The following is a 14,611-nucleotide window of genomic DNA, read 5'->3' as shown; positions in this document are numbered from 1 at the left end:
CCGCCTAGCTGTTCGGTCCGCGGTCCATGCTGACGGGCTGCCAGCGGCGGAGCGCGGTGTTCTGCAGCACCGACGGATTGACGCAGCTTACCGGCCACATGCCCTGAAGCACCAGTGACAATTCGTAGCCCACCCGGCGCTTGCGCGCCTCGTCGAACCGTGCCGAGGCCGAGGCGACGTGGGCGGTCAGGGTCACGTTGTCCATGCCGAGCAGCGGATTGTTGTGGGATGGCGGTTCCTTCTCCAGCACGTCGAGGGCGGCATGCGCGATCCAGCCCTCCTGCAGAGCCTTGATCAGGCTCTCCTCGTCCACCGTGGCGCCGCGGCCGGTGTTGATGAAGATCGAGCCCTTCTTCATCTGCCGGAAGTGCTTCTCCGTCAGCATGTGATGCACCTCGGGCCTTGCCGGAGCATGCATCGAGACGAAGTCGGATTGCGACAGCACCTCGTTCAGCGTCGCGGGGATGACGCCGTGGTCGTACATCAGAGTCTCCTGGATGAAGGGATCATAGGCCATCATGCGCAGGCCGAACGGGGCGGCGCGCTTCGCAACCGCGCGCGCGACGCGGCCGAACGAGATGAAGCCGAGCGTCTGGCCCATCAGCCTGGGGATCTTGAGCAGCGCCGGCCGGCCCTCGGCCCAGCGCCCGTCGCGCACCATGCGGTCCTGCTCGACCAGGCGGCGGAAGCCCGCGAGCAGCAGCATCATGGCGTGGTCGGCCACCTCCTCGATGAAGGTGTCGGGGATGTTGGTGACGGGAATGCCGCGCGCGGTGGCGGCCTTGACGTCGACGCTGTCGACGCCGACCGAGCCGAGCGTGATCACCTTGCAGCTCTGCAAACTGTCGATGATGGTCTTGGTGATCGGAATGCCCTTGGCGTAGATGGCGTCGGCATTCTGCGCGGCGGCGATGAACCCGGCCTCGTCGGCCGGAGCCTCGACGATCTCCGCGTCGATCGGATCGAGCGCCTCGCGCTCGTAGGAATAATCGCTGCCGGCGACCGTGAAACTCGCGCCCTTCGGCGTCACCACCCTGTATTTCGGCATTCTCCGCTCCCGATTTGGTTTGTCGGTTCTTGTTGCGACCCGCACCCGCAGGCGGGATCTTTGCGTCTTTTACGCGAAATCGACGTTGTCGCGTACAATTCACGGTTGTCGGAGCGGAGTAAATCCGCCGATTTCGTCGGTGGCGTCCGGGTTTCTACGGAGGCACGTAAGTAAGTTGCTAAGGGCCCCGCACTAAAAGTTGATTCGAATTTGGTCGATCTCGCCCCGCCGTATTCCATCATTTGCCGGAGCCATGCCGTGAAATTGAGTGATTTGAAGATCGCCCCGAAGCTCGGCATTCTCGTCGGCGTGACGCTGTTGGGTCTCTGCATCTCCGGTGTCCTCGCCGGCTACCTGATGAAGCAGGAGATGGTGAGCGCACGCATCGACCAGGCCAAGGCGATCGTGGAGATGGCGCGCAACTATGCTGTCGCGCTCAAGAAACGCGTCGACGCCGGCGAGATCACGAAGGACGCGGCCATGGCCGAGCTTCGCCGCTACGGCAACGCGATGACCTATGACAACGGCGCCGGTTACCTGTTCGGCACCTCATACGACGGCATCACGCAGCTTGCGCCCGACCCGAAGGTGATCGGTACGAACCGCATGGACGCCATGACCAACGGCCGCAAGCTGTCCGTCGAGCTGATGGACGGCGTCAAGGCCAACGGGTCGATCCTGCTGTACTACGAATATGTGAAGCCCGGTCAGGAGAAGCCGATCCGCAAGATCGGTTACGCGGTCGCGGTGCCCGGCCTCGACATGTATCTCGGCACCGGCGCCTATCTCGACGACATCGATGCCAAGATGGGGCCGCTCTACTGGATGCTCGGCCTTGCGATGCTCGCCATCGTCATCGTCGCCGGCAGCGTTGCCTGGCTGATCGGCCGCGGCATCAGCCGCCCGCTGGCGCTGCTCGGCACCCGCATGAAGGACCTCGCCGACGGCAAGCTCGAGGGCGACATTCCGGGCGTCGGCCGCGGCGACGAGGTCGGCGCGATGGCCGCGACCGTGCAGATATTCAAGGACAACGCAGTTCGCATCCGCGACCTCGAGAAGACCGAGGCCGATGCCAAGGAACGCGCCGCGGCGGAACGTCGCAGTGCGATGGAAGAGATCGCCAACGACTTCGAACGCAGCGTCAACGGCATCGTCCGCTCGGTCTCCTCGGCCGCCGCCGGCATGCAGACGACGGCGCAGTCGATGACGGCAACCGCCAGCGACGCCTCCTCGCGTGCCGCGACGGTCGGCGCGGCCTCGCAAAAGGCCTCAGGCAATGTCGGCACGGTCGCGGCTGCCGCCGAAGAGCTGTCGAGCTCGGTTACGGAGATCTCTCGTCAGGTCACGCGCTCGACGGAAGTCGCGAGCCGCGCCGTCAGCGACGCCGAGCGTACCAACGCCACCGTGCAGGTGCTCTCGACCGGCGCCGAGAAGATCGGCGAAGTCGTCAAGCTGATCCATTCGATTGCCGCGCAGACCAATCTGCTCGCGCTCAATGCCACCATCGAGGCGGCCCGTGCCGGTGAGTCCGGCCGCGGCTTCGCGGTCGTCGCCTCCGAAGTCAAGGCGCTCGCCAACCAGACGGCGAAGGCGACCGAGGAGATCTCCGCGCAGGTCGCGGCGATGCAGACCTCGACCAGCGACGCGGTCACGGCCATCTCCGGCATCACCCAGACCATCGCCGAGATGAGCGAGATCACCGCCGGCATTTCCGCCTCGATCGAGCAGCAGGGCGAGGCGACCCGCGAAATCGCCCGCAACATCCAGTCGGTCGCGGCCGGATCGAGCGAGATCAACGCCCATATCGGCAGCGTCACCTCGGCCGCGGAAGCGACCGGCAGTGCAGCCACCGACGTGCTCACCAACGCCCGCGAGCTGGACAACCAGTCCGGCGCGCTGCGCAGCGCCGTCGACAACTTCCTCGCCAAGGTGCGCGCGGCGTAATCTCTTGCTGAATTCGTAAGGTGGGCAAAGACGCGAAGCGTCGTGCCCACCTTTTTCTCTCGACTGTCATGCCCCGCGAAGGCGGGCATCCAGTACGCCGCGGCCTCTCGGCTCAAGTACAGGCGCCTCTGGAATACTGGATCGTCCGCCTTCGCGGACGATGACATTGTCCGAGGAGCACGTCCTACTGCTTCTCGATCTTCGCGTTCGTGATGAGCTTCTCCCACAGCACGAGCTGTTCGTTCACGAAGGTGCCGAGCTGCTCCGGCGTCCCCGAGAAGGCGTCCATGCCGAGCGTGGCGAGCTTGGCCTTGATCTCCGGATTCTCGACGATCTTCCTGATCTCGGTGTTGAGCCGGACCACGATCTCCTTCGGCAGGCCGGCCGGCCCGAAATAGCCCTGCCAGGACGAGATGTCGAAGTCGGGCACGCCGGCCTCCTGCATCGAGGGCAGATGCGGCACCAGCGGCGATCGCTCCTTGGTGGTGACCGCGAGCGCGCGCAGGGCGTTGCCGTTGACGTGGGGCAGGCCGGTCAGGATGTCCACGAACATCATCGAGACGCGGCCGCCCATGACGTCGTTGAGCGCCGGCGGCGAGCTCTTGTAGGGCACGTGCAGCAGGTCGAGCCCGGCATTGTGCGCGAAGGTCGCGCCCGAGACGATCGCCGACGACGAGCCCGAGGCGTAGCTCAGCTTGCCCGGATTGGCCTTGCCGTAGGCGACGAGTTCGGCGACGGACTTGGCCGGCACTTCCGGATTGACGACCAGCATGAACGGCAAGTCGCCGGTGCGCGCGATCGGGGTGAAATCCTTGACCGGATCGTAAGTCAGGCTCTTGAGCAGATAGGGATTGGCCGAATGCGTGGTGTTGGTCGTCACCAGCAGCGTGTAGCCGTCGGGGGCGGCCTTCGCGACATAGGTCGCCGCGAGCATGCCGTTGGCGCCCGCCTTGTTCTCGATCACGATGCCGACGCCGAGCGCCTGCGACAGATGCTGCGAGATCAGCCGCGTCGTGGTGTCGGTGCCGCTGCCGGCCGCGAACGGCAAGACCAGCGTGATGTTGCGGCTGGGATAGTTGTCGGCCTGCGCCGTGGAGGCAGTGGCGAGGCAAAGTGCGGCCGCGCCGACGGTCCGCAGGTGTCGAATCAACGCTGAAATCATGTCTGGACGTTCCCTCTTTTTCGTTGGCGGGGAACCTAGCTTGTCCGAACCGGATTCGAAAGGTGGCTGTAGGTCGTGAGCGCGTCCGTCCCGCGGAATTACTTCACCGCCGAGCCCTGGCGCGATGCGATCACGACGCCGGCCAGCACCAGCACGTAGCCGATCAGGTGGAACGCCTGCAGCTTTTCGCCGAGCAGCAGGATCGCCATCGCAGAGCCGAACACCGGCACCAGATGGAAGAACGGCGCCGCCCGGTTCGGCCCGATCAGCGCCACCCCGCGGTTGAAGAAGAGGTAGGCGAGGGTGGAGGGAAAGATCAGGATGTAGCCCAGCGTCGCCAGCGTTATCAGGTCGAATTGCAGCACGCGGCCACTAGCGGCCTCCCAGATCGCCGTCGGCAGCAGCATGGTCGCGCCGCAGCAGGTGGTGAAGGACAGGAAGGAGAGCTGATGGATCTTCGGCCGCCGCGGGATGAAGGCGGAGTAGATCCCGAACGCCACCAGCGAGGAGGCGAACATGAGGTCGCCCCGGTTGAAGCTGATGCTCTTGAGCGCGGCGAGATCGCCGCGCAGGATGATGATCAGGACTCCGAGCAGGGAGATGGCGATGCCGGCGAGCTGCGCGCCGGTGAGGCGCACGCCGAACAGCACCAGCGACCACAGCGCCACGAACAGGGGGCCTGCCGACTGGATCAAGAGCGCGTTCAGCGCCTCGGTGTATTGCATCGCCCAGTACGAGATCGCGTTGTTGAAGGCGAAGCCGACCAGCGACAGGAACAGCATCAGCGGCAGGCTCTTGCGCAGGGCGGGCCAGTCGCGCTTCAGGTGCGGCCAGGCGAACGGCAACAGAATCAGGAACACGCCGTACCAGCGGATCGTGGTCACCGTCAGCGGCGGCACATGCGCACCGACATGGCGTGCGAGCACGATGTTGCCGGCCCAGAACAGCGAGGTCAGGCTGAGCAGCAGATAAGGCTGGTTGTTGAGCCAGCTGGCCGGATTCGAGGCCGGTGGCGCGGGCGAAGCGGTCGTCATTGCGTTTGATGAGAGCTTGCGCCGGATTGCCGATGCGCCACAAGTGACAGCGTCGCAATGCTACAATGCAGCCATGACCCGGGGAGGTGCCATTGCCGGTTAATATGTTGAACATCGAGGGGCTGGAACGGCTCGATCCGAATCAATCGGTGGTGATGCTGAACCTGATGCGTTTCCACGTGCGCTCGCGCGACGGCGACGGTTCGGGCTGGGACGCCTATCTGCGCTACAGCGCCGTCACGGTGCCGATGATCAAGGCGCGCGGCGGCACGCTGCTCTGGACCGGCGAGGCCAGGGCGGTCGCACTCGGTCCGCACGCAGGCAACGAATGGGATTTCGTCGCGCTGGTCCATTACCCGTCCGTCTCGGCCTTTGTCGACATGATGACGTCGGAGGCTTACGAGCGCGAAGCCGATCCGCATCGCGTCAACGGCTGTGCCGAACATGTCATTATCGCCACCAGCGAAGCGTACAGCAAGTTCAGGAAGTAGCTTGCGGCACCGCCGTCTGCTTCCTCGACGCCGCGAACACGCCCGCCAGCACCAGGGCGAAGCCGATGAAGTGGAACGCCTGCGGGTGTTCGCCCAGAAATGCCATCGCCATGATCGAGCCGAACACCGGCACGACGTGGAAGAACGGCGCGGCGCGGTTGGCGCCGATGAGGCGGACGCCGCGATTGAAGCAGAGATAGGCGAGCGCCGAGGGGAAGACGGCGACGTAGAACAGGGTCAGCAGGTTCGGCCCGTCGAGCTTCATGACCGGGCGTGCGGACAGTTCCCAGATCTCCAGCGGAATGAGGCAGGCGGCGCCGCAGCCGAAGGTGAAGGCGAGAAACGAGAGGCCGTGCATCGGCGGCCGCTTCAGCGACAGCACTGAATAGAGCGCGAAGATCAAGAGTGCGAAGACGAAGATCAGGTCGCCCTTGTTGAAGTCGATGTTCGACAGCGTCGTGAAATCGCCGTGCAGCAGGATGGTCAGCACGCCGCACATCGACAGCAGCACACCGAAAGCCTGCGCCGCGGTGAGCCGGATCCCGAGGATGATCAGCGACCACAGCGCCACGAGCAGCGGCGCGGCCGACTGCAACAGCAACGTATTGAGCGCCTGGGTATGCTCCAGCGCCCAATATTGCATCGTGTTGAAGGCGCCGATCCCGGTGATCGAGAGCGTGATCATCAGGCCGAGCTTGCCGCGGATGGCCGGCCAGTCCTGCACCAGGTGCTTGAAGGCAAACGGCAGCACCAGCAGGAAGGCGAAGAACCAGCGCAGGAACGACAGCGTGACCGGCGGGATGTGGCCGGCGGCGAGCCGTCCGACGATCGCGTTGCCGGCCCAGCACAGCGCGGTGATGCTGAGCAGTACATAAGGCTGGTTGGCGATCCAGCCGTGGCCGGATGTCTCCGCGCTGGTGGTCTGGCCGGTGGCGGACATTGTGATTGTTTTGGCCCCGCATGAGCCGGGGCCCGGCCCGGCATTCGTCCGGGCCGGATCGTCGCCCGGCCTGTCCAAAGACACGGAAACGGTTCGGATTTCAACGGGGCGCCCTGCATCGCCTCCATGCGCGGGCGATGCGGGGAACCTCAGCGCTTGCCGCGGATGCGGATCGCGAATGGCTTCAGCAGCTCGGTGCAGACGAGATAAATCACGACGAGACCGGCGATGCCGGCCATCATCAGCGGCGGCGGCGTGACGAAGCCGAACCAGCTCCCGACCGGCGTGAACGGCAGCACCATCGCGACGACAAGGGCGATCAGCGAGGACGCCGCCAGCACGGGATCGGGCCAGTTCTGCCACGGCCGCCCGTAGGTGCGGATGACGAAGATCACCAGGATCTGCGTCGCCATGGATTCGACGAACCAGGCGGTGCGGAATTCCTCGGGCGAGGCCTTGAACAGGTACAGCAGCGCCACGAAGGTCAGCACGTCGAAGACGGAGGACAGCGGCCCCATGATCGCGGCAAAGCGCACCAGGCGCGACATGCTCCAGACCTGCGGCTTTGTGATCGCTTGCGGTCCAACGCGGTCGAAGGGGATGCCGAGCTCGGAGAGGTCGTAGAGCAGGTTGTTGAGCAGGATCTGCGTCGGCAGCATCGGCAGGAACGGCAGCGCGATCGAGGCCGCCGCCATCGAGAGCATGTTGCCGAAATTCGAGCTGGCGCCCATGCGGACATATTTGAGGATGTTGGCGAAGGTGCGCCGTCCCTCCTCGACACCGTCGGCGACGACTTCGAGATCGGACGCGAGCAGGATCATGTCGGCGGCGGCCTGCGCCACGGCGGTCGCTCCGTCCACCGACAGGCCGACATCGGCGACCTTCAGCGCCGGCGCGTCGTTGATGCCGTCGCCGAGAAAGCCGACCACCTCGCCGCCGGCCTGGAGCGCCTTGACGATGCGCGACTTCTGGTCCGGCGCGAGCCGGCCGAAGGCGTCGGCGGACCGCACCTGCACGGCAAGCGCGTCATCGCTGAGTTCGGCAATGTCGGCGCCCGACAGCACGCGCTCCGCGTTCAGACCGACCAGGCTCGCGAGCCGCTTCACCACCACGGGATCGTCCCCCGACAGGATCTTCAGGCTCACGCCGCGCGCCGCGAGCCGGGCGATGGCGGCGGCGGCCGTCGGCTTCGGCGGATCGGCAAAGGCGCAAAATCCCTCGAAGACGAGATCGGTCTCGTCCTCGGTCTCGACCTCGCGCAACGCGCCGGTCCAGGCCCGCGAGGCGATGGCCACGCTGCGCAGGCCTTCGGTCGCGAGCGCGTGCACGCGGGCCATCGCGGCCTCGCGCACTGCCTCGTCCATGCGGCACAGGGCAAGCACGGCCTCCGGTGCGCCCTTGACGATCAGCAGCGCGCCCTCCGGGCCCGTCGCGAGCACCGAGCCGAGCCTGCGCGAGAAGTCGAACGCCTGCCGTCCGGCCAGCGTCCAGCCGTCGGCGGCGCCCGGCCGGCCGGCGACCAGCGCGGCATCGAGCGACCCCCGGTCGCCGCCGAGCGATGCGGCGACCGCGCCAAGCTGCGCGGCACGCGGGGCGTCCTCGCCGGCGGCATCGAGGCTTCGCGCCAGCGTGATCTCCGCCGAGGTCAGCGTGCCGGTCTTGTCCGTGCACAGCACCGACATCGCGCCGAGATCGTGGATCGCGGTGAGCCGCTTGACGATCACCTTGCGTCGGGCCATGCGCAGCGCGCCGCGCGACAGCGTCACCGTGGTGATCATCGGAAGGAGTTCCGGTGTCAGTCCGACCGCGAGCGCGACCGCGAACAAGAGTGAGTCCAGCACCGGGCGGCCGAACACCACGCGCACGGTCAGGACGATCAGCACGAGCGCCAGCGTGGCGCGCGCCACGACGAGGCCGAATTCGCGCAGATCGCGTTCGAACGGGGAGGGCGCCTGGGCTTCCGCCAGCGCCGAGGCCGCCGCTCCGAAGACGGTGTCGCGGCCGGTCCGAACCACCAGCGCAAGGGCCTCGCCGGTCTGTGCGACGGCGCCGCGGAACAATGCGTTCGAGCTATCATCGGGATCGGTCGCCGCGCCGGCGCGCTTCGCGACCGGGTAGGGCTCACCCGTGAGCGCCGCCTCGCCGGCGGTGAAGGCCGTGCTCTCCAGGATCAGCGCGTCGGCCGGAATGATGTCGCCGGAACGGACGCGCACGAGGTCGCCGGGCACGACGTGATCGACGTCGATGTCGCGGAAGACGCCGTCGCGCTTCACTTCGGTCTTGAGCGCCACCGAACGGCGGAGAATCTCGGCGGCACGGACCGCGTGGCCCTCCTGGACCGTGTCGAGACCGATCGAGAGCGTCAGTATAAGGACGATGATCAGCCCGCCGATCTCGTCGCCGGTCAGCATCGAAACCAGGCCAGCGACCAGCAGGATCAGCGAGAGCGGCTCGAGCAGGCGGCGCAGGACGGCGCGCGCCGCGCCTTCGATGCGCGGCGGCGCGTCGCTGTTCGGCCCGAACCGGTCGATGCGCTCGGCAGCCTCGGCCGAGGTCAGGCCGGTGAGGCCGCAACCCAGATGGCTGGCGAGCTCCGCGGGAGAGCGCCGCCAGAAATCGGGTTCGGCATGCGTTTCACAGTCCGGCACGCGAAACTCTCGGTTCGAGGGCATCTGCCGGACGGCAATGCATCTAAACTCGGCGTAACCTCTTGACCTAGAGCAATCCCGTTTTCCGATCGCACGCTAGCGTGGCATCCAGTCACCCGGTCATGCCGGGCGTCGAAATCGAAACTGGAATCCGCCGGCAGGCCCGGCACGATCCGCATGGCGTTGTCATGGTCGAGCAAACCATCGTCCTGCCGCAGCACAAGCGACGGTTCTCCGTCGCGACGCTATGGACAGGATTCCTCAGTCACAAATGGTTCATCCTGGCCCTGGCGGTGTTACTGGCGCTGGGCGCCTGGCAGGGCGTGCGCGCGATCCTGGGGCCGGCCGTCGTCGTCGACCGGGTCGCACGGGGACGCCTGATCGAGACCGTGGTGGCGAGCGGCCATGTCGAAACGCCTTACCGCGTCGAGATCGGCAGCCAGCTCACCGGCACGGTGCAGGATGTGCTGGTCCATCAGGGCGAGAAGGTCGTCAAGGGCCAGCCGCTGATCGCGCTGGAATCGCGCGAGCTCAAGGCCAGCGTGGTGCAGGCGCAGGGCGCGGTGGCCCAGGCCGAGGCGCGCATCCGCCAGCTCCAGGAGCTGACCCTGCCTTCGGCGCAGCAGGCGCTGACGCAGGCCAGGGCGACGCTGCTCAATGCCCAGCAGACCTATGACCGTACCGCCCAGCTCGAGCGCAACGGCTATGCGACGCGCGCTGCGCTCGACGACGCCCAGAAGACCCTCGACGTCGCCCGCGCCCAGATGCGCGCCGCCGAGTTTCAGGTCTACACCGCAAGCCCCGGCGGCAGCGACTACGTGATGGCCCAGACGCTGCTCAATCAGGCCCGCGCCAATCTCGACACCGCCGAATCCCGCCTCGACTACGCCACCATCGTCGCACCCCGCGATGGCGTCCTGATCACCCGCAATGTCGAGCGCGGCACCGTGGTGCAGCCCGGCAAGACCCTGCTGGTGCTGGCCCCGGCGGGCGATGCCCAGCTCGTGCTGCAGATCGACGAGCGCAATCTCGGCAGGATCGCACTCGGCCAGAAGGCGATCGCCTCGGCCGACGCCTATCCGGACCGGCGCTTCGGTGCCGCCATCACCTACATCAATCCCGGCATCGACATCTCGCGCGCCTCGGTCGAGGTGAAGCTGACCGTCGCCGATCCGCCGGACTATCTGCGCCAGGACATGACCGTGTCGGTCGATATCGAGACGGCCGCGAAGGACGACGCGCTGGTGCTGCCGCTCCGCGCCGTGCACGACATCCTGTCCGGCAATCCCTGGGTGCTCGGCATCAAGGACGGCCGCGCCGTGCAGCGGCCGGTGAAGGTCGGCCTGCGCGGCAACAGCCATGTCGAGATCGCCAGTGGTCTTGGTGCCGGCGACCTCGCCATCCCGCAGAGCTCCCGCATCCTCGTCGGCCAGCGCCTGCGTCCCGTCCTGCAATGAACCACTGGGTGCCGATCGAGTGGACCATGGCGGTGCGCTTCCTGCGCGAGGGGCGGCTCCAGACCATCTTCATCATCGGCGGCATCGCGATCGGCGTCGGGGTCATCGTGTTCATGTCGGCGATGCTGGTGGGGCTGCAGGCCAATTTCATCAAGCGCGTGCTGACATCGCAGCCGCAGATCCAGCTGCTGGCGCCGGACCAGGTCGCGCGTCCGCTCCGCAACGCGCCCGGCGAGATCGAGGACGCGGCGGTGCAGCGTCCGAGCCAGCGGGTGATCTCGATCGATCAATGGCCGAAGATCAGGGCCCAGATGCAGGCCATGCCCGAGGTGGTCGCGGTTTCGCCGACGATTCTCGGCTCGGTGCTCGCGATCCGCGGCGATGCCAGCCGTTCGGTCAATCTGTCCGGCGTCGAGCCGGACTCCTATTTCAAGATCGTCAGGGTGCCGGACTACATCGTCGCGGGCGATGCGCGCCTGACCAGCGAAGACGTCATCATCGGCATCGAGCTCGCCAGGGATCTCGGCGCCACCGTCGGCGACAAGCTCAATATCCGGGCCGCGTCCGGTGCGACGCGCGTGCTCACCATCTCCGGCCTCGTCGACCTCGGCAACAAGAGCGTCAACCAGCGCGTCTGCTATGTCGCCTTGCGCACCGGGCAGTCGCTGCTCGGCATGATCGGCGGCATCACCACCATCGACATCACCGTCACCGACATCTACGCGGCGGAGGAGATCGCCCAACGCATCCAGGCCGCCAACGTGGTCGAGGCGGAGAGCTGGATCAAGACCAATGCGCAGTTCTTCAGCGCGGTGCAGGCCCAGCAGAACACCAACACCTTGATCCGCATCTTCGTCGGGCTGTCTGTCGCCTTCGGCATCGCGGCGGTGCTGGTGGTCTCGGTCATCCAGCGCTCCAAGGACATCGGCATCCTGCGCGCGATGGGCACGTCGCGCGGCCAGGTGCTGCGCGTGTTCCTGATCCAGGGCGGGCTGCTCGGCTTCGTCGGCTCGCTGTTCGGCGCAACGTTGGGTGCGGCCGCGCTGGTCTATTGGCATTCGGTGGCGCGCCAGGCCGACGGCACCGAACTGTTTCCGCTCGTGATGGAGCGCAGCCTGTTCGTCTACACCGCGCTGCTCGCCACCGTCACGGGACTGCTCGCGGCGATGGCGCCGGCGGTGCGCGCCGCCAAGCTCGATCCGGTGGTGGCGATCCGTGGCTAGCGAAATCCTCAGGCTCGAGAAGGTCTGCAAGGCCTACAACGTCGGTCAGCCGAACCAGACCGAGGTGCTGCACGACATCGACCTCGAGCTCGATCATGGCGAGTTCCTCGCGCTGATCGGCCCGTCCGGCTCGGGCAAGAGCACGCTGCTCAACATCGTCGGCCTGCTCGACCGCCCGACCTCGGGCCGGCTCCTGATCAAGGGTCAGGACACCGCCGCACTCGGCGATGCCGAGATCACGCATCTGCGCGGCCACACCATCGGCTTCGTGTTCCAGCACCATCTCCTGATCTCGGCCTTCACCGCACGGGAGAACGTCATGATGCCCATGCTCGTCGACCGCGGCTTTCCGAACGAGGAGATCGAGGCCCGGGCGGACCGGCTGCTGGCGCAGATCGGGCTGGAGAAATTCGCCGGCAACCTCGCCAACAACATGTCGGGCGGCCAGCAGCAGCGGGTGGCGGTGGCGCGCGCGCTCGCCATGAAGCCCGACCTCGTGCTGGCGGACGAGCCGACGGGCAATCTCGACACCCGGTCGGCGGATGCCGTGTTCGAGCTGATGCGGCAGGTCAACCGGGACAGCGGGACGAGCTTCCTCCTCGTCACCCACAATATGGACCTGGCGCGGCGCTGCGACCGCATCATCGAAGTGATCGACGGCCGCATCCGCGCCTGAGGACGCAAAGAGCTCCGGCGAGGAGAGGATTTTAAGGGGATATCAAAGGCTTGGGTTGGGCTTTGGGCACCGAAAAAGCCCCGTTCTTGCTTGCCTAGAGGGGCTGCTTCCTTTATCCGGTTGGCTGCCTTGCGCGCGGGCGGCTGCGGCCGCCGATTGGGCTTGGCGCAGGCATGACCCGGAAGAGTGGGCACCGGTTTTCCGCGAGGATCATGCCCGAGAGACAGATTGAATAGGATTACCCGCGAATGGCCAACGTTGTCGTCGTCGGCGCCCAGTGGGGCGACGAAGGGAAGGGCAAGATCGTCGACTGGTTGTCGGAACAGGCCGACATCGTCGTCCGCTTCCAGGGCGGCCACAACGCCGGCCACACGCTGGTGATCAACGGCAAGACCTACAAGCTCGCGCTGCTGCCCTCCGGCGTGCTGCGCGAGGGCAAGCTGTCCGTGATCGGCAACGGCGTGGTGTTCGATCCCTCCGCCTTTCTCGACGAGGTCACCAGGCTGAGGTCGCAGGGCGTTGCGGTCTCTCCGGACAATCTGCGCGTCGCCGAGAACGTCACGCTGATCCTGCCGCTGCACCGCGAACTCGACGCGCATCGCGAATCGGCCAACGCGGCGACTGCGATCGGCACCACCCGCCGCGGCATCGGTCCTGCCTATGAGGACAAGGTCGGCCGCCGCGCCATCCGCCTGATGGATCTCGCCGACCTCGACACGCTCCCGCACAAGATCGACCGGCTCCTTGCCCACCACAACGCATTGCGCCGCGGGCTCAATTTGCCGGAGTTCGACGGCAAGGAGATCCTGAAGGAACTGACCGCGCTGGCGCCGCAGCTCCTGCCTTATGCCGAGACGGTGTGGCGGCTGCTCGACATCAAGCGGCGCGAAGGCAAGCGCATGCTGTTCGAGGGCGCCCAGGGCGCGCTGCTTGACGTCGACCACGGCACCTATCCTTACGTCACCTCGTCCAACACGGTGGCCGCGCAGGCCGCGACCGGCGCCGGCGTCGGGCCGGGCGCGGTCGGCTACGTGCTCGGCCTGTGCAAGGCCTACACGACCCGCGTCGGCCAGGGCCCGTTTCCGACGGAGCAGGACAACGAGGTCGGCCGCAAGATCGGCGAGCGCGGTCGCGAGTTCGGCACCAACACCGGCCGTCCCCGCCGCTGTGGCTGGTTCGACGCCGTGCTGGTCCGCCAGGCGGTCCGGACCTGCGGCATCAACGGGCTGGCGCTGACCAAGCTGGACATCCTCGACGGCTTCGATTCGATCGAGGTTTGCACCGGTTACAAGCTCGACGGCAAGGAGATCGACCATTTCCCGGCGGGCGAGGGCGCCCAGGCCCGGGTCGAGCCGATCTACGAGACCATCGAAGGCTGGAAGGAGCCGACCGCCAATGCGCGGTCCTGGGCCGACCTGCCGGCCCAGGCCATCAAATATGTCCGCCGGATCGAGGAATTGGTGGGCTGCCCGGTCGCGCTGCTTTCCACCAGCCCTGAACGCGAGGATACTATCCTGGTGCAAAATCCGTTTGAAGCTTAACGATCTCTTACCAGGACGCGGATATAGTTGAGTTGAAATGGCTGATTACTATCCGCTGATCGCCCGCGCTATTGCCGCCCTGGACCCCAACGCTCCCGGCGAAAGCCGTCGCGCGCTCTATGAACGGGCGAGGACGGCGTTGATCGCGCAGCTGCGCAGCGTGCAGCCGCCGCTTTCCGAATCCGAGATCACGCGCGAGCGGCTGTCGCTGGAAGAGGCTGTCCGCAAGGTCGAATCGGAGGCCGCCCAGCGCGCCCGCGAGGCCTCGCGTCCCGGTGGCGGCGCCCGCCCCGGCGGCAGTGGCGATGCCTTCCGCCGGGCCAGCACCCGCGCAGCGGAAGGCAGCGCCTCCACATCGCAGCCGGCCCCGCCGCGCACGCGACCGGCGCCGGCGCCGCCACGCGCCGACCGCCCGTCCTTCAATGTCGATGACCAGGGAGAAGCCCC

The 14,611-nt window shown here is 66.8% G+C and carries 11 protein-coding genes and 1 pseudogene; 7 read left to right on the top strand and 5 right to left on the bottom strand.

Translation table 11 applies throughout. The features are described from left to right. Window positions 1-4: 4 nt before the first annotated feature. Window positions 5-1,048, bottom strand: a complete 1,044-nt coding sequence (locus AX729_RS16525; RefSeq protein WP_061024850.1) for a C-terminal binding protein — start codon at window positions 1,046-1,048, stop codon at window positions 5-7. A 258-nt stretch (window positions 1,049-1,306) separates the two neighbouring features. Here AX729_RS16525 and AX729_RS16520 point away from each other — a divergent pair, with 258 nt between their 5' ends. Then, window positions 1,307-2,992 carry a methyl-accepting chemotaxis protein gene (locus tag AX729_RS16520; protein ID WP_061025282.1) on the top strand — a complete coding sequence of 562 codons (1,686 nt, stop codon included), beginning with the start codon at window positions 1,307-1,309 and terminating at the stop codon, window positions 2,990-2,992. Between the two features lie 184 nt (window positions 2,993-3,176). On the opposite strand, the gene AX729_RS16515 is transcribed toward AX729_RS16520, so the two are convergent. After that, window positions 3,177-4,154, bottom strand: coding sequence for a Bug family tripartite tricarboxylate transporter substrate binding protein (locus tag AX729_RS16515; protein ID WP_061024848.1), 978 nt, complete (start codon window positions 4,152-4,154; stop codon window positions 3,177-3,179). A 98-nt stretch (window positions 4,155-4,252) separates the two neighbouring features. Next, window positions 4,253-5,188, bottom strand: a complete 936-nt coding sequence (locus AX729_RS16510) for a DMT family transporter (protein WP_061024846.1) — start codon at window positions 5,186-5,188, stop codon at window positions 4,253-4,255. Between the two features lie 104 nt (window positions 5,189-5,292). On the opposite strand from AX729_RS16510, the gene AX729_RS16505 reads away from it, so the two are divergent. Continuing rightward, window positions 5,293-5,679, top strand: coding sequence for a DUF1330 domain-containing protein (locus tag AX729_RS16505; RefSeq protein ID WP_082770452.1), 387 nt, complete (start codon window positions 5,293-5,295; stop codon window positions 5,677-5,679). Here AX729_RS16505 and AX729_RS16500 read toward each other — a convergent pair. Both AX729_RS16500 and mgtA read right to left on the bottom strand, forming a co-directional pair. Then, window positions 5,669-6,619 carry a DMT family transporter gene (locus AX729_RS16500; RefSeq protein WP_061024842.1) on the bottom strand — a complete coding sequence of 317 codons (951 nt, stop codon included), beginning with the start codon at window positions 6,617-6,619 and terminating at the stop codon, window positions 5,669-5,671. The two genes, AX729_RS16505 and AX729_RS16500, sit on opposite strands and share 11 nt — an antisense overlap. Before the next feature lie 149 nt (window positions 6,620-6,768). Next, on the bottom strand, window positions 6,769-9,291 hold the full coding sequence (gene mgtA, locus AX729_RS16495; RefSeq protein ID WP_061024840.1) for a magnesium-translocating P-type ATPase: 2,523 nt from the start codon (window positions 9,289-9,291) through the stop codon (window positions 6,769-6,771). A 164-nt stretch (window positions 9,292-9,455) separates the two neighbouring features. Between mgtA and AX729_RS16490 the strand changes: the two genes are divergently transcribed. From AX729_RS16490 to AX729_RS16470, 5 genes and pseudogenes are all read left to right on the top strand, one after another. Then, window positions 9,456-10,724, top strand: coding sequence for an efflux RND transporter periplasmic adaptor subunit (locus AX729_RS16490; protein ID WP_061025281.1), 1,269 nt, complete (start codon window positions 9,456-9,458; stop codon window positions 10,722-10,724). Continuing rightward, on the top strand, window positions 10,721-11,947 hold the full coding sequence (locus AX729_RS16485) for an ABC transporter permease (protein WP_061024838.1): 1,227 nt from the start codon (window positions 10,721-10,723) through the stop codon (window positions 11,945-11,947). The genes AX729_RS16490 and AX729_RS16485 overlap by 4 nt, the downstream gene beginning before the upstream one ends. Then, entirely contained in the window at window positions 11,940-12,623 is a 684-nt protein-coding gene (locus AX729_RS16480; RefSeq protein WP_061024835.1) for an ABC transporter ATP-binding protein, read from the top strand. Before AX729_RS16485 ends, AX729_RS16480 begins: the two co-directional genes overlap by 8 nt. 248 nt (window positions 12,624-12,871) lie before the next feature. Then, a complete protein-coding gene (locus AX729_RS16475) occupies window positions 12,872-14,164 on the top strand; it encodes an adenylosuccinate synthase (RefSeq protein WP_061024833.1) in 1,293 nt (430 codons plus the stop codon). 37 nt (window positions 14,165-14,201) lie between these two features. Beyond that, window positions 14,202-14,611: pseudogene (locus AX729_RS16470) on the top strand (hypothetical protein); the annotation flags it as partial.

The organism is Bradyrhizobium sp. CCH5-F6, from assembly GCF_001556045.1.
GTDB lineage: Bacteria > Pseudomonadota > Alphaproteobacteria > Rhizobiales > Xanthobacteraceae > Bradyrhizobium.
The sequence above is the reverse complement of the archived record's forward strand: the minus strand, read 5'-3'. Positions and strand labels throughout refer to the sequence as shown.